The 14,501-nt window shown below is 62.2% G+C and carries 15 protein-coding genes; 8 read left to right on the forward strand and 7 right to left on the reverse strand.

Going from position 1 to position 14,501, the window contains the following annotated elements; all coding sequences use genetic code 11:
* The 4 genes from QN357_RS12620 to QN357_RS12635 all read left to right on the forward strand — a co-directional run.
* A partial coding sequence (locus tag QN357_RS12620; protein ID WP_323504955.1) for a sugar ABC transporter permease occupies positions 1–899 on the forward strand: 899 nt, incomplete at its 5' end.
* 64 nt (positions 900–963) lie between these two features.
* Entirely contained in the window at positions 964–1,773 is an 810-nt protein-coding gene (locus QN357_RS12625; protein WP_322136659.1) for a carbohydrate ABC transporter permease, read from the forward strand.
* 2 nt (positions 1,774–1,775) lie between these two features.
* Positions 1,776–3,815 carry a glycoside hydrolase family 2 protein gene (locus QN357_RS12630; protein ID WP_322140590.1) on the forward strand — a complete coding sequence of 680 codons (2,040 nt, stop codon included), beginning with the start codon at positions 1,776–1,778 and terminating at the stop codon, positions 3,813–3,815.
* Between the two features lie 136 nt (positions 3,816–3,951).
* The gene (locus QN357_RS12635) at positions 3,952–5,577 is read left to right on the forward strand and encodes a ricin-type beta-trefoil lectin domain protein (protein ID WP_322136661.1); all 1,626 of its coding nucleotides are present in this window, start codon (positions 3,952–3,954) and stop codon (positions 5,575–5,577) included.
* Positions 5,578–6,394: 817 nt separating this feature from the next.
* Here the strand turns inward: QN357_RS12635 and QN357_RS12640 are convergent.
* From QN357_RS12640 to QN357_RS12650, 3 genes are all read right to left on the reverse strand, one after another.
* Complete coding sequence (locus QN357_RS12640; RefSeq protein ID WP_323504956.1) at positions 6,395–6,691, reverse strand: hypothetical protein; 297 nt, start codon at positions 6,689–6,691, stop codon at positions 6,395–6,397.
* 92 nt (positions 6,692–6,783) lie between these two features.
* On the reverse strand, positions 6,784–7,392 hold the full coding sequence (locus QN357_RS12645; RefSeq protein WP_322136664.1) for a class I SAM-dependent methyltransferase: 609 nt from the start codon (positions 7,390–7,392) through the stop codon (positions 6,784–6,786).
* Between the two features lie 234 nt (positions 7,393–7,626).
* A complete protein-coding gene (locus QN357_RS12650) occupies positions 7,627–8,022 on the reverse strand; it encodes a hypothetical protein (protein ID WP_322136665.1) in 396 nt (131 codons plus the stop codon).
* 138 nt (positions 8,023–8,160) lie between these two features.
* Between QN357_RS12650 and QN357_RS12655 the strand changes: the two genes are divergently transcribed.
* The 3 genes from QN357_RS12655 to QN357_RS12665 are packed head-to-tail and all read left to right on the forward strand — an operon-like array spanning position 8,161 to position 9,349.
* Positions 8,161–8,475, forward strand: a complete 315-nt coding sequence (locus QN357_RS12655; RefSeq protein ID WP_323504957.1) for a transposase — start codon at positions 8,161–8,163, stop codon at positions 8,473–8,475.
* Positions 8,445–9,167 (forward strand): IS3 family transposase, encoded by a 723-nt coding sequence (locus tag QN357_RS12660; RefSeq protein WP_322189903.1) that lies wholly within the window; start codon positions 8,445–8,447, stop codon positions 9,165–9,167. The genes QN357_RS12655 and QN357_RS12660 overlap by 31 nt, the downstream gene beginning before the upstream one ends.
* On the forward strand, positions 9,140–9,349 hold the full coding sequence (locus QN357_RS12665; RefSeq protein ID WP_322189248.1) for an IS3 family transposase: 210 nt from the start codon (positions 9,140–9,142) through the stop codon (positions 9,347–9,349). Before QN357_RS12660 ends, QN357_RS12665 begins: the two co-directional genes overlap by 28 nt.
* A gap of 92 nt (positions 9,350–9,441) precedes the next feature.
* On the opposite strand, the gene QN357_RS12670 is transcribed toward QN357_RS12665, so the two are convergent.
* The 4 genes from QN357_RS12670 to QN357_RS12685 form a co-directional block, all read right to left on the reverse strand.
* On the reverse strand, positions 9,442–9,840 hold the full coding sequence (locus tag QN357_RS12670; RefSeq protein ID WP_322136666.1) for a MerR family transcriptional regulator: 399 nt from the start codon (positions 9,838–9,840) through the stop codon (positions 9,442–9,444).
* A gap of 9 nt (positions 9,841–9,849) precedes the next feature.
* Entirely contained in the window at positions 9,850–10,266 is a 417-nt protein-coding gene (locus QN357_RS12675) for a hypothetical protein (RefSeq protein WP_323504958.1), read from the reverse strand.
* A 615-nt stretch (positions 10,267–10,881) separates the two neighbouring features.
* Entirely contained in the window at positions 10,882–11,373 is a 492-nt protein-coding gene (locus QN357_RS12680; protein WP_322136668.1) for a GNAT family N-acetyltransferase, read from the reverse strand.
* Positions 11,374–11,899: 526 nt separating this feature from the next.
* The gene (locus QN357_RS12685) at positions 11,900–13,309 is read right to left on the reverse strand and encodes a PLP-dependent aminotransferase family protein (RefSeq protein WP_322136669.1); all 1,410 of its coding nucleotides are present in this window, start codon (positions 13,307–13,309) and stop codon (positions 11,900–11,902) included.
* A 28-nt stretch (positions 13,310–13,337) separates the two neighbouring features.
* On the opposite strand from QN357_RS12685, the gene QN357_RS12690 reads away from it, so the two are divergent.
* The gene (locus QN357_RS12690) at positions 13,338–14,303 is read left to right on the forward strand and encodes a DMT family transporter (protein ID WP_323504959.1); all 966 of its coding nucleotides are present in this window, start codon (positions 13,338–13,340) and stop codon (positions 14,301–14,303) included.
* Positions 14,304–14,501 lie beyond the last annotated feature (198 nt).

Here is a 14,501-nt window from a genome sequence, read left to right on the forward strand (position 1 = left end):
GTACGGCTCCGCGATCGTCGCAGCGGGGACCGCGTTGGTCCCTGCTGCGACGGAAGTCGGCGCCCTACCTCTTCATTTTTCCGTTCGTCGCGATCTTTGCCGCGTTCTCGATCTACCCGCTGGTGTTCACGTTCCGGCTGAGCTTAACCAACTGGCGCGGGTCGGGTACCGCGGACTGGGTGGGCTGGGGCAATTACACCTACCTGCTTTCGAACCCGGACTTCTGGGCGTCGCTGGCCAACTCGGGTGTGCTCTGGCTCTTGATCATCCCGGCGCAACTGGGCGTGGGCGTGCTCGCAGCGGTCCTCCTCAACAGCACTCGCATCCGTGCTCGCGGTTTCTATCGCACGGCGTTCATCGTGCCCTTCGTCACACCCCTCGTTGCGATCGCCCAGATCTGGATCGTACTGTTCGACCAGCGCTACGGGGTCATCAACGGGCTGCTGAACCTAGTCGGGCTTCCAGACGTCGGTTGGTTAACAACGAGCGAGTGGTCGAAACCAACGCTCGCGCTCCTATTCCTCTGGAAGACGACCGGATTTGTGGTCATCATCGTGATATCCGGCCTGCAGTCCATCGACACGACGGTATACGAGGCCGCGGAGCTTGACGGGGCATCACCGTTCCGGCAGCTCTGGAGCATCACTGTCCCCCTGATCCGACGGACGATCATGTTCATCGTCGTGTTGCAGACTCTCGCGGTATTCCAAATGTTTGCCGAACCGTACGTCGTTACCAAGGGTGGCCCGTATGGCTCAACCACGACGGCCGGCCTCTACCTGTACAACCACATCACCGTCGCAGATCTCGGCACGGGAGCGGCCAACTCGTTCCTGCTCGTGATCATCGTGATGGCGCTGTCGCTCGGGTTCGTGCGGCTGCTGAGAGCGAAGGACTGACATGAGGACGGCATCCGTTTTCCGGACACGGCGGTTCCAGCCGCAGATCGTATCCCAGGTCTTCTTGATCCTCCTTACCGCGGGCTTTCTGGCACCGGTGGCTTGGGCCCTCGTCTCGGCATTCAAACCGGCCAACGACATCATCGCCGACCCACTGGGATTCAACCCAGGCACGTTCACGCTCGACAACTACACGCAGATGTTCACCGACGTGCCGATCCTCTCCGGCTTTTTCAACACCGCCATAGTGCTCTTCTCCAAGGGCCTGATCACACTGTTCTTCGCACCACTGGCAGGGTATGCGTTCGCCAAATACGAGTTCCGGTTCAAGAACTTTTTCTTCGGGGCCGTACTGCTGACACTTATGCTCCCAACAATCGTGCTCATCATCCCGCTACTGCTCGAAATGAAAGAGCTCGGCTGGGTCAACACCTACCAGGCCCTCGTGCTGCCCGGCTCCGTGGACGCGTTCGCGATCTTCTGGATGCGGCAGGTGATCAGCGCCGTGCCCGACGAACTACTCGATGCGGCCCGCGTCGACGGGTGCGGGGAGTTCGGTATCTTCTGGCGCATCGTGCTTCCGGTGATCCGACCCGGGATCGCTGGCCTCGCCGTGCTGACTGTGATGAACATCTACAACGACTTCGTCTGGCCCGTCGTTATCACCACGGGCGACCGGATGCAGACGCTCCAGGTGGTCCTATCGACCCTCGCCCAAAACATCAGCGGCAACAAGATCGGCGCCGACTATGCGCACGTAACGGGCGAACTCCTCGCCGCGTCCTCCGTCGCACTCATCCCCCTACTCATCATCTTCGTGCTTCTGCAGAAGCACTTCATCAACGGCATCCTCGCCGGAAGCGTCAAAGGCTGACCATGACCATCATCACCCCGAAAGGCTCCATTCGCATGTCTTCAGAACTGCCGTCGGTACCCAAACCTGAGTACCCTCGACCCGACTTCGACCGGTCGAATCGCTGGGAATCACTCAACGGCCAGTGGGCGTTCTCAAGCCTCGACGGCGAGGAGAGCATCACCGTGCCGTTCGCCTGGGAGACCGAGGCGTCGGGCATCGCCCGCACCTGGCTCGAACAAGCCAGCTACTCACGCGAACTAACCATCCCCCACTCCTGGGCCGGCGCCCGGGTGTTCGTCTGCTTCGGCGCCGTGCACCACGAGACGCGGGTGTCCATCGATGGGGCAAAAGTCGGCGAGCACACAGGCGGGTACACCTCGTTCGAGTTCGATATCACGGATTACCTCGCCGCAGGTTCGAGCGCGACGCTGCTCGTGGACGTAACGGCGCCCTCCGATAAGCGCTCGATCCCGCACGGCAAGCAACGATCACTTCCCCGCGACGACTACGACGGCGTCTCGTTCATGGCAAGCTCCGGCATCTGGCAAAGCGTGTGGATCGAAGCACGCGGCCGCACCTACGCTGAATCTGTCTCACTGAGAGGCGACTCACTGACGGGGTTTGAGGTCACCGTGCAGGTCGCGGGCGACGAGGCCGCGCGTGCCCGCGTGAGCATCGGCGATCTCGAAGTGGTTACCGACGAGCACGGTCGCGCCTCCGGCTTTCTACCGATCGACTCACCCCGCTTGTGGTCGCCTATCGACCCGCACCTCTATGCGCTCGACGTGCGAGTCGGCGACGATCTTGTCGTCGTCACAGGCGGGTTGCGCTCGATCGAACGACTCGGCGAGGACCTTTACCTCAACGGCGAGCGATTCTACCTTCGCGGAGTGTTAGACCAGGGCTACTGGTCGACCTCCGGCATTACCGCGCCCGATGACGCTGCACTCGTGCACGACCTCGATCTCGCCCGGCAGGCTGGTTTCAATCTCGTGCGCAAACACCTCAAGTTCGAAGAGCCGCGCTGGCTGCACTGGGCGGACACGCTCGGCATGCTCATCTGGGCGGAACCGGCCAGCACGAGCCGATTCAGCGAGGAAGCCACGGTGAACTTCGAGGCGCAAATACCGGAGATGGTCAAGCGCGACGGCAACCACCCGAGCATCATTATCTGGGGCCTGTACAACGAGGAGTGGGGTCTGGACTGGGACATCCCCGGAGACCCCGCAAAAGCCGACGCGGCCCGCCGCGCATACGATCAGCTCGCAGCCCTCGACCACAGTCGACCCATCGTCGAGAACTCTGGCTGGGAGCACGTCAAGACCGACCTCATGGACTGGCACTACTACGACGAGAACCCGGCGTCGTGGGCGGCCAATGTCGCGGCGATCGCCTCGGGTGAGCGCGAGTCGTTCCCTGTGCCACTGGGACCGGCCCACATCGTTGACAAGTCGATCTATGGCGACAACGAGCAACCCCGTAGCGGCGTACCCCTCCTCAACAGCGAATTCGGGGGCGGATTCACCAGCCTCGAACGAGCCTGGCACGTGAGGTGGCAGACGCAGGAGATCCGACGACACGATAGGTTCGCGGGCTACGTCTATACCGAACTGGCCGATGTCGAGCACGAGTCTGCGGGCCTGTTCACCGCCGACCGTAAAAGCAAGGACCTCGGCGGCCTGGACCCGGCCGACGCAAACGCCGAAACTGTGATCGTGGTTGACCTCGTTCCCAGGGAGGCAGGAACCGACATCGCAACCCCAACAGTGCCACTCATCCTGGATGTGCGCGTGTCCCACCACGGCCGGAAGCCTCTTACTGGACAAGTGCGCGCGGCCTGGGTTCAAAGCGGGACGCCCTTCGGCCCAAATATCTCCCATTCCGTCACCGAAGCTCCCGTCTTCGCTCACCCGTTCCAAATCTCCGATGCAGTCAAGCTTTCGTTACCAGCGCCGGCTATGACCTCTGCGAGGCTCCACCTCTGGATCGTGGACGAGCAGGGTGCCATCAAGGCACGCACGTTCGTCGATGCCGGGCCGCTCGAACGAGACGCTCAGTAACTGCCGAATTCGCCGGCCTCCCCACGGGAGGGTCCATTCATCCCATCACTGCAACGACGCAAACGAGGAGTTCAAAATGAAAAATAGAGTACGGCAATGCCCCAAATGGCGCACAGACGCTCGGACGCTGGTCGCTGTGACCATCACGGCGCTTGCCCTCCTGGCAAGCGGCCTCGCTCTTGGGGGAGGCGCAGCATTCGCTGCCACCACCTCGAGCGGGACCCTCTACACACCCAATTCTTCAGCCAACCCGAGTGAAGACGCGAGCTATCCCCGCGTCATCCGTCTCGCCCACTCCGGCTCGTCGAACGGGACCATGATCGCGACATTCGCGCACTCGGGTGCCGGAACGACGAAAGCAAACTTTCCCCTCTACCGGTCGACCAACAACGGCGTGAGCTGGACGGCTTCGCCGATCGGTACCGTCACGGATACGCTGCACGGCTGGGATCTCGACGGTCCCACCCTCTACGAACTACCAAGCGCGAAAGGCGACCTTCCCGCTGGCACGCTTCTGGCAGCCGGAACCGCTTGGAACCACGGTGACTACACGCAGCAGTCCGTCGAGGTGTTCATCTCAAAAGACCAAGGCGTGACCTGGACCTACCGGAGCTCGTGCACGAGCGAAACCGGCACACCCAACACAATCATGCACGGCATCTGGGAACCGGAATTCAACGTCGCGAGCAACGGTAATCTCGTCTGCTACTTCTCGGACGAGCGACCCTCATCGAACAACTACAACCAGGTACTCGCGCACGTTTCATCCACAGATGGCGGTGCAACGTGGGGAAGCGAGGTCTACGACGTAGCAATCCAGGACGGCGTGCAACGTCCTGGCATGGCTACCGTCGTCAACCTACCAAACGGCAGCTACGCGATGAGCTACGAGGACTGCAAGAACGGTTTCGATCCGGACCAGGCGTGCGACGTCTACATTAAGACATCGACCGACGGTGTGACCTGGAATCCAGGAAGCCTCGGCACGCGCATTCAGACGAGTGATTCTCGCTTCCTGCTGCATACTCCGTACCTGACATGGTCGCCCGCAGGCGGAGCCAACGGCACACTCATCGTCTCAGGACAGCGAGTCGTCGCAGGAAATGACGGGGCCCTCACCGTGCTTCCGGAATCCGGCCACGTTTTGCTCATCAATAAAAACCTTGGGATTGGTACATGGAAGGAGATCACGACGGCAGTGACGGTGGCACCTACCGGCGGATACGACGCCGGAGAAACTGCCTGCGCAGGCTACAGCTCACCGCTCCTGGCCGCGACCACGGGGTCGAGCTTCATCATGCTGGCGGGCACCCATATTGCGAGCGGCAAATGCGAGACGCGGTTCGCCACCGCGAATCTTCCGAGCGCGACCGGACCAATCACCGGCCCAGGAAGTGTAGCTAAGTGCCTCGATGTGAACAACAACACGTCAGCTCAAGGCAACGCGGTTCAGCTCTACGACTGCGGCGTCGCAACTGGGCAACAATGGTCGCTCGAGTCCGACGGCACCATCCGAGCCTTCGATAAATGCCTCGACATCACCGGCAACGGTACCGCTAACTTCGCGAAGGTCGAGCTTTGGGGATGCAACAACGGCGTCGGGGGCCAACAGTGGGTGGCACGAGCCGACGGGTCGCTCTATAACCCGCAGTCTGGACGATGCCTCGACGACCCGGGCGCAGCTACGACCAATGGAACTCAACTGCAGATATACGACTGCAATGGGCTCTCCACACAAGCCTGGCACGTGCCGACAACCTGACGTCTCCGCAACGAGAGGCCCCGCCCGAAAGTCGCGGCGGGGCCTCTTCGCCGAAATGCTCGACGACCAGATTCCAACCTCCACCCGCTTTGACCAAACGAGCAACTACCGCTTCAATCCGTGTTCCTGAGGGACACCGCCCTCCGAACTACGATTGATCCGCAAGCCCTTGATGACCGCTGTTTCATGTTACTTGGGCCAAGAATTGAGAACTCCGGTACTTCGCGTTGGCGGACCCGGAGTTTTTCATTTGCCCCGCGGCTGCATCACCGGCGCCCTGCGCAGCGTTTCGGCTTGGCGTGTCCCGTACCAGGAGACGAGGCAAAGCGAACTCGCCCTCACTCCCCCAGCTGCAGACATGGTGCTTACCTCGGCGGAGAATTGACTATGGCAGTGTTATTCGGACCCACCAGGGCAATCTAAGCGGGACCCACCTCCACCGTTGTTGCAACGTGTTTTCGTTGCTCAAGGTGGAGGTTTCGGATGGAGTTTCGGGTGGAGTTGTTCGCGCGGATCAGACGTGATGCGCGCGTGGAGGGCCTCTCGATCAGGGAGCTGGCCCGAAGACACGGTATCGACCTTGCGGACGCAGTCGCGCCCTGGCAGGACATTGCGAAGGCTGGAGACGAACCCTCTTCGTGGCAGGTCCGCCGGCGGCTGGAGGCCCTTGGAGCGAATGGCCTCGTCGATCCTTCGCGCAAACGCCCCGGGCTGTGGCATCTGACCCTGTTCAGGTGGAATGGTCCGGATGCGCCACGTGTCGCTCTCCAATGACCTGACGAGGTTGCTCATCGCCGCCGAGCGGTAGCCGAACGGCCTATGCAACTCCCGTGGCCACAGCATTGAGCACGTGGGCAACCACGTAGCCCCCTATCACCACCATTATGCCGACAGCCGGCACCCACCAGATACGACTGCCACGGCGGACCAGAAGGACGACGGCGACACCCTCAATGAGCAGCGCGCCGACCGCGGCAAGCGGTGTGACAAAAACTGATCTTGTCAGGAGGCCAAAGTCGCAGTGGCGCGAGAACCCACAGGCGTCGACGTTGAACTGCTCCACGAGAGAAATGAGGGTGAGGATCACCGCGATCAAGACCTGAAGGACGGCCAACGAGACTGCGACGCTGACGTCAGTCCCTGACGTTCTTCGGGGCTGACGCGATGAAAAGGGAAAGCCGAACATTGGCTAGTACCTCCTATCCCTCAGCGGGCATCGCGACGTCGGGCGACGATAGCTGCCACCGGGCGCTGGCCGGCGGTCTTCCGGACGTGCGATTCGACCACGTCGAAACCGGTCGCGTTCAACTCGGCACCGAGGTCATCCACGGGCCAGCGGTAGGCCGGCGTGACGGCGTGGGCGAATTCCTCGACCGTCTGGCTTTCGAAGAATCCGACAAGCAGCGTGCCACCGGATTTGAGCGCGCGGCTGAACTCTTGGAGAGGAATCTGTATCGTCTCGGGCTCGTAGTGAATGAGGGAGTACCAGGAGAGGATCCCGCCAATGGAGCCCGTGTCGGCGTCGAGCGAGTCGAGACTGCCAAGCGTGTAGCTCACGCCAGGAAAGGTATTCGTGGCGTACGTGACGAACTCGGGCACCAAATCGACTCCGCGAGCAACATAGCCTTGCTCCGCGAGGAAGTTGGTCCAATGACCTGGACCACACCCAGCATCGACTATTTCCCCGTCGACATCGCTGGCCCACTGGGAAACGAGTTGGAGATCGGATGGGTGCACGGCAGCCATCGACCCCAAGAGTTCGGTGTACTCCCTTGCTCGGCGTGAGTACGCCGCGGTGCTGACCTTGTTGACCATGCGGTCGAGTCTAGGTAGGGTCGAGCCATGTGCCCGTAAGACGGGACCTCCAGCGCGACGAATTCGCGGCCTCTCCGCGCGATTGCCAAGAGTGCCGATGTTGTGTCACATCGGAACCCCTTGCGGGACGGTTCCACGGTGGTGTGATCCTTCTTTCTCAGAACGGCACAACGTCTTTCGCACCCCTGAGTTGAATCTGAAGGGGCATGGTCTTTCCCGACCGCGAATAACGAACTACCGCAACGATTCAAGGATAGTTTCGTACTTCGTTGCTTCACCCTCCGTCGTTGCTGCGACGAAATAGCCGAGCTGGAGCCCCGTCTTCTCCCATTGTCTCGCAGGCGCTGGTCGTCCCGACTCCGTTGTGCCGTAGGGCTCCTCATCGACCTGTTTCCAGCCGTTGGCCACCAGCTCGCGAGAGTAAAACGCGAGGACCTCGCGTGGTGAGTGCGTCGTTGTCCCGGATATACCAGTCGTGTCCACGTCGCCGCCGTCGAGCCCGAATTGAACCCGTCCTGGGACCTTGTTGGTCCGGACATCGATGCTGCCAGGGTAGGTCAATGCGGCTTCGGGTTGTTTGGCCAGACTGTCGATGGATTGTCCGGGCACGCAGCCCGCCAGCAGCAGCATGCAGATACTGGCGGCGGTCGCCGCGCTCAGGAGCCGAGATGTTCTGTTCACGTTTTTCCCTGTCACTTCGGATCATCGAGGTAAACACTGTGGCCCTGACCCCGGGGAGTGGACACCTCACAAGAGAGAATGTTCACTATGGCAAGATCACGTCGGGAGTTCACTCCTGAGTACAAAGACGAGGCCGTGAAGCTGATTTTGACTACCGGCAGAGCGGTCGCGACCGTCGCGCGAGAGCTCGGGATCAACGAGGCCACGCTGGGCCGCTGGGTGAGCGCGTTCAAGGCCCGCAACGAGACCGGACAAACCGAAGTGACGGAGTCTGAGCGGGCCGAGCTGCTGCGGCTACGGAAAGAGAACGCGGACCTCAAGATGGACAGGGCGTTCTTGAAAAAAGCGTCCATCTTCTTCGCCCAGGAAGCATCGGATACGAACGGCAAGCGTTCGAACTGATGCTGGCGGAGAGGACCAACTTCACCATCACCCGCATGGTCCGTCTCCTCGAGGTGTCCCGGTCGGACTACTACGCCTGGGCCGGCCGGGTGCCGTCGCCGGCGGCGATCCGGCGGGTGCACATCGAGCAGAAAGTCGCTTTCTTTCACGGCGATTCCGACGAGGTCTACGGCGCCCCCAGGATCCTGGCCGATCTCCGAGCGGACGGGGAGGTCATCTCCCGCAAAACCGTCGCCGCGACCATGCGGCGCCTGGGTTTGGTGGGCATTTGCCCGAAGAAGTGGAAGACGACCACCATCATCGATCACGCTGACGCCTACCCGGTCGATGCTGTGGAACGGCAGTGGGATACCGGGGCGCTGAACCAGGTCTGGGTCGGCGATATCACCTATCTGAGGACGTGGGAGGGGTGGGTGTATTTGGCGACCGTCATCGACGCTCACAGCCGCCGTGTGATCGGTTGGGCTATCGCGGACCACATACGCACCGACCTCATCCAGGACGCCCTCACGATGGCCATGGTGCTGCGCGGAGACCGCCCGGCGACGGTGATCTTCCACCGGTTGAATCTGCCCAATACGCGTCGGAACAGATCACTCTGTTCGCGGCCAAGAACGGCATCACCCGGTCGATGGGCTACACCGGGATCTGCTGGGACAACGCCATGGCCGAGAGCTTCTTCGCGACATTGAAAACCGAGTTGTCCTACCGCCGGGTTTGGCCCACCCGGGCCCGCGCGATCCAAGGCGTCGCGGACTGGATCGAGGACCGTTACAACCGCCGCCGGCGCCACTCCTCGATCGGGCAGGTCACCCCAGTGGAGTTCGAGATGCAATACTCGTCACAGGCCGCAGAAATCCAACTCGCCGCTTAACCCGTGTCCACTCTCCGGGGTCAAGACCACGCACGGGGATCGCTCAACGGGCACTGTCACTCTCACTCATGCGCGCTAGTGCGGGAGTCTCCCTATTGGCCGGCGAGGGCGCTGACAATTGGGCAAGGCACTGATGCATCAACGCACTGCACTTCAAGAAGTCCCTTGATGGCGAGGCTCGTGCGCTGGAGGTCAGCGATCTTTTCATCGATCTCGCGGAGCTTTTGCGCAGCAACCTCCGCGACGTCGCCAGCCGTCACGCTCCCGGCACGTACTGTCTGTGAGAAGCGGTCGAATTCGTGCAACTCGGCCAAAGTGAAACCAAGTTCCTGGCCGCGACGAAGAAAGCGCATTCGGCGGACATCGGAGTCGCGATAGTCGCGGTATCCACTGTTTGTCCGCTCTGGCTTCGCGAGGACACCTGTTCGCTCGTAGAACCTAACCGTAGATATTTTAACCCCGGCTCGCAGGGCTAGTTCTGCTATTAGCACAAGCCGACTCTAAGCCACTACTGGAAGGCGGGCGGAGGCCATGACAGCTCCCTGCACGATAGCCCACACCACCTCGAGGATGAGCATGTCAAGCACGAGCGGCGACGCGCCGTGAATCAGGGCTGCCGCCATCCCGAGCGAGAAAAGGAACCTTGCTGCAGTGTCCGCGGCGCCTGCTGCCCTCGATGGGCGCGCAAGCCTGAACACCGACCACACCACCACCAGCGATCCCATCAAGTTGGCGAACATCAGGGTAAACACATCGCCCGCATCGGGCACTGAACCAGGGAGCCCAAGGGCTACCTGAAGCGCTCCGAATCCTTCGAAGAGAGCTGGTGCTGTGAACGGCAATGCGAAGCCAGCAGTGACAATCAGATCGTAGAAAGCGGATATGCGGACAGTGTTTCGAACAGCCGAGGAAGTCATTCCCCCACTGTTGACCCTGCACCATAGTGCAGGGTCAAATCCGTGGACCGAAGGTCGCTCACACATAATCAGACACATCGTGATGTTGGCGTCCCTACAATGCCCGCAAGCCGGACGTTGAACGGGCGCCCAGGCGACTGGATCAGGCATCGGAGCGATGACCAGGTGAGATGCCCGCAAGCGGAACCCCTTACACGACAAGGGCGACAGACCTTCGGCCCAGCGATGCTTGGAATCGGATCAAGTACCCATCCGGGTCCTGCACGAGAAACTGAACTACGCCAGCCCCGGTCTGGCCTGTCCGGTACCACTTCGTCTCCGGCTCCAGAGCACCTACGATCGGGTCAATCGACGCTACGGAGATCTGGAAATTGACGCCGCGACCCAAAGGCAGATCCAACGCAGCTGGCACCCAGTTTCGCCCCCACGCCCCTTTGCTCGAGCATCATGTGTGCCGTGCCACTGGTGATGTAGGAAAACCCCTCCTCGGGGCGGTCATACAGCATCTCACATCCGCAGAGACGGCACCAGAAATCTAAACTCTCCTCAAGAGAGGTGACAAGAAGCTCCGGAACCGGTCCGGGGCCTGGCGTGCTGTCCGCGCCTGTCATGACTTCACAGCAGTTCTTTGCGGAACCAGTGGTTCGCGTAGGGGTCCGTATTGTGCGCTTCCCCCTCGATGAAGCCAAGCGACGCGTACAGGCGTCGCGCCTCGACGAGGTCGGTTCGCGTGTCCAACCGCAACGCATCCAGTCCCAGTTCGCGGGATTCGCGCTCCAGTTCCTCCATGAGCAGGCGTCCCACGCCCTTACCTCGTGCCGTCGGTTCCACGAAGACTCTCGTCACCTCGCCGATCTCGCCGGGGCGAACCCGCAATCCTGCGCAGCCGAGAACCGTGAGCCCTTGACGGGCGAGTAAAAGAATCCCCCGTGGTGCGACAAGGTCATCACTGGAGTACCCGGCCTGGGCATCCAAAATCTCCTGCCGTGATGCAGGTCGCCCATGGTAGCGACCCACAATGTCTTCGTAGTACCGAAACGACACATCCTTGGCTTCAGCGGACGTCGGCGATGTCGCAGAGATGAGGATCGGCAACGCAGGCATCATGCGTTCCAGAGTACTTCTCGAGCGCGGGGCGATCTGCCCAGAATCCAGATACCTCGTTGAAGTCCGCGCCCGTTAGCCGGACGTCGAATACGACGGCGCACTATTCGTCAATCGGAGGCTCGTCACCTTCCACCTCGGCGATCAAAGAATCCCGCTCGCGCGCTCTCGACCCTCCCCAGAAGCCTGAAGCTATGACGGCCGGAGCCAACGCTACGTACCGTGTCACTTGCACAATTCCCTGTGGCCAGGTGAGGAAGAGCTCGACGATTGAGAGGACAAGTATCAGGAGCGCCAGGCCCCACCCGAACTTGGCCATCCGCCAGAGCGCTTGGCTGCTGGCGTGCAATCGCGCAGACCGCTGCGAGGAGGTTTCCACGTCATGGACGATACTCGCCCCTGAGTGAAGCGCCACGGAAGAGGAAGACCAATTGGCCAACCCCCTACGGGGCAGGTGAGACAGTAGTCCCGCGGTCGCCAACTATGCGCGGTGCGTTCGAGCAGACGCGCTCGCGGGTCAGGGGCACCGTCAGTAATTGGACAAAAGTGCTTGGCCGATGATGCGGGCTCCGTCGGGGAATGCCCCGGGGTTGGGTCCGGAGTAGTTGAGCCTCATGAAGGGGCCGGTGGCCTCGGCCGGGAACCAACTCGAGCCGGCACCGATCAGGACCCCCGCGGCTTCGCAGTCTGCGACCAGCCGCTCGAGATTCGTCCCATCCGGCAGGCGCGCCCACAAATTCAGACCGCCCGCCGGAACGGTGGCGATGTGCACGTCGGGTGCGTGTTCGCGCAGACTCGTCAGTAACAGGTCTCGCCGGGCCCGCAGTTGCGGGCGAAGGTTGCGCAGGTGCGTCTGCCACCCCGGTTGGGTGACGACGTCGAGCACTGCGGCTTGAAGGATCCCGCTGACGTACATCGATTCTGCACTGCGGTCGGCGAGAATGCGTTCTTTGGCGGGACCCCGGGCAATGATCGCCGCCACGCGCAGCGACGGCGAGACGCTCTTGGTGAGGGATCGCACATAGACGACATGGCCGGCGTCATCGCGCGCGGCGACCGGTTGCGGGTCGGTATCGATGCCGAAGTCATGGGCCCAATCGTCCTCGACCAGGAAGGCGCCGTGCGCCCGAACGACGTCGAGGATCTGCGTCGTGGTGGACTCTGACCACTGTGCGCCCGTCGGGTTCGCATAGGTCGGCTGTGCATAGAAGACCCGCGAACCAGTTTCCTGGAACGCCCGAGCGAGGTCATCGGGATCGGGCCCCTCGGGTCCTGAGGGAACCGGGACCACGTCAACCCCGGCTTGAGCCGCAGCCTGGATCGCGCCCCAGTACGTGGGCGATTCCATCAGCAGCGGCGCTCCAGCGGTGGCCAGGGCACGAAAGATCGTGGCCAGACCACTTTGACTTCCCGGGAGTACGATGACATCGCTCGGCAGGGGCGGAGTCACGCCGACCGGTGTCGCAGAACCGAGCTCCCCGGCGAACCAGGACTGCAGCTCCGGAAGCCCCGCGACCGGTGAACGCGTCAGAGCCGCCTCGCTTCGGGCCGCGCGAGCCAGCGCCGACCGGAGCAATCGTTCCGGTAACAGCTCCCGGTCGGGATACCCGGAATGCAGAGCAATGCTCCCCTGTGGAGCGGCACGTAGCGCAGGATTCAACGCGCCGAGGTGGCTGTTTGGCGAACGCATCGCGGCGGTCTGCCAGCTAAAGTCGAGCGGCCGAGCGGTACGCACTGCGCGAACGAAGGTGCCGGCGCCGGGCCGGGTTTCGATCAAGCCCTGCCCCACAAGAGTCCGGATGGCTTTCTGCACCGTCACCGGGCTCGCCCCATACTCGACGACGAGCATCCGGCTGGTGGGCAGCCGGGCGCCCGGCGCCCGGCCCGCGATCCACTCATGCAGTGCGGCCACAATCCGAAAACTGCTATCGTTATCCATGTCAGATCATAATAGCGCTATCAATCGGATGTCCGCACCGCTATCACCCTCACGGGCCGGCCTCGCCTGGGGGTTTCTCGGTGTCGCCGCGTTTTCCTTCACCGTGCCCTTCACCCGCGTGGCCGTCGAGAGCATGGCTCCCCTGTTCATCGGATCCGGCCGCGCTGTCGTCGCTGCCGTGCTCGCCACGGCCGCCCTGATCATCACGCGGCAACGCCTTCCGCGCGGCCACCAGTGGTCTCGCCTCGCCGTCGTTGCGGGTGGTGTCGTCATCGGCTTCCCCCTCCTGACATCCTTTGCCCTCACGGCGGCGTCAGCCAGTCACGGCGCCGTGGTCATCGCGCTCCTGCCGGCCGCGACGGCCGTCATGGCTGTCATCCGGGGAAAAGAGCGACCACCGCTCTCGTTCTGGATCATGGCCACCGTCGGAGCCATGGTGGCCGTAGCCTTCGCGTCCCTGCAGGGAGGCGAAGGCATCCGCTTGCAATGGTCAGACCTGCTCCTGTTCGGTGCTGTCATGGCCGCGGCCATCGGTTACGCCGAAGGAGGCCTGCTCGCGCGCGAGATCGGAGCGTGGCAAACCGTATCGTGGGCCCTCGTTCTAGCCGCTCCCCTCATGGTCACCCTGACGACAATTGCCATCGTTGACCAGCCACCTACCGGCACGCTCACCCAATGGGCGGCCTTCGCGTACCTCGGAGTGGTGAGCATGTTCCTGGGATTCTTCGCCTGGTATCGCGGACTGGCGATCGGGCCCATGGCCCAGGTCAGCCAGGTACAACTCACCCAACCCGTCCTCAGCATCCTCTGGGCCGCACTCATCCTCCACGAACAACTCACCTGGCAGACCATCATCGGCGGCACCGCCGTCATCCTCTGCGCTGGCATCGCCGTGCGAACACGCCTGAATCGCGTCAAGCCCACACGCTCCGCCGAGGACAGTGCAGATGGACCAGCACCGGTCGAGGCGATGCCCACCATCAACCGCCCGTAAGGGGAACGGCTAGCGCGACAGATCCGCGGCCAGATTTCGTCCATCCCGCCGCAGCGTTGCCTCTTCTCTACTCCGACGCGGAGATCAACGGGCATGGCTTTATAATTAGACCGCGAATCCAGGGACTATACGATTTTCGGTGTAACTCCTAACAATGGAGGTGCCTGATGACTGATGTGATTCTTGACGTGATGGAGG

Origin of the sequence: Cryobacterium sp. RTC2.1, assembly GCF_035018685.1 — a bacterium.
Classification (GTDB): domain Bacteria; phylum Actinomycetota; class Actinomycetes; order Actinomycetales; family Microbacteriaceae; genus Cryobacterium; species Cryobacterium glucosi.

What these genes read in the sequence shown, in the direction of transcription:
- QN357_RS12630 (WP_322140590.1), top strand. Translation starts at nt 1,776, where the DNA reads ATGACCATCATCACCCCGAAAGGCTCCATTCGCATGTCTTCAGAACTG.
- QN357_RS12645 (WP_322136664.1), bottom strand. Translation starts at nt 7,392, where the DNA reads ATGGTCAACAAGGTCAGCACCGCGGCGTACTCACGCCGAGCAAGGGAG.
- QN357_RS12650 (WP_322136665.1), bottom strand. Translation starts at nt 8,022, where the DNA reads ATGCTGCTGCTGGCGGGCTGCGTGCCCGGACAATCCATCGACAGTCTG.
- QN357_RS12655 (WP_323504957.1), top strand. Translation starts at nt 8,161, where the DNA reads ATGGCAAGATCACGTCGGGAGTTCACTCCTGAGTACAAAGACGAGGCC.
- QN357_RS12665 (WP_322189248.1), top strand. Translation starts at nt 9,140, where the DNA reads ATGGCCGAGAGCTTCTTCGCGACATTGAAAACCGAGTTGTCCTACCGC.
- QN357_RS12675 (WP_323504958.1), bottom strand. Translation starts at nt 10,266, where the DNA reads ATGACTTCCTCGGCTGTTCGAAACACTGTCCGCATATCCGCTTTCTAC.
- QN357_RS12680 (WP_322136668.1), bottom strand. Translation starts at nt 11,373, where the DNA reads ATGATGCCTGCGTTGCCGATCCTCATCTCTGCGACATCGCCGACGTCC.
- QN357_RS12685 (WP_322136669.1), bottom strand. Translation starts at nt 13,309, where the DNA reads ATGGATAACGATAGCAGTTTTCGGATTGTGGCCGCACTGCATGAGTGG.
- QN357_RS12690 (WP_323504959.1), top strand. Translation starts at nt 13,338, where the DNA reads ATGTCCGCACCGCTATCACCCTCACGGGCCGGCCTCGCCTGGGGGTTT.